Annotated in this window: 1 protein-coding gene; it reads left to right on the plus strand. The window is 66.4% G+C overall.

Features of this window, described 5'->3' with window-relative positions:
• Nucleotides 1-289 (plus strand): 5-formyltetrahydrofolate cyclo-ligase (locus EN786_RS37215; protein ID WP_135910206.1); only part of this gene is annotated, 289 nt, incomplete at both ends.

Genomic DNA, 289 nt, shown 5'->3' on the forward strand with positions numbered 1-289 from the left:
GGCGCGCCGATGGTCGAGATGGGCTTCGGCACGGTCGGTCCGCATGAAGAGGCGGAAGTGCTCGACCCGACGCTGATGCTGGTGCCGCTCGCCGCCTTCGACGCCCGCGGCCACCGCATCGGCTATGGCGCCGGCTATTACGACCGGGCGATCGCCAGGCTGGCGGAAAAGGGCATCACGCCGAGGCTGATCGGGATCGCCTTCGACTGCCAGGAAGTCGAGCGGGTGCCGGAAGAGAACCATGACGTCATCATTGTGGAAATACTGACCGAGAGCGGGTTGCGCCGCT

It is taken from the genome of Mesorhizobium sp. M4B.F.Ca.ET.143.01.1.1 (genome assembly GCF_004792275.1).
Classification (GTDB): domain Bacteria; phylum Pseudomonadota; class Alphaproteobacteria; order Rhizobiales; family Rhizobiaceae; genus Mesorhizobium; species Mesorhizobium abyssinicae.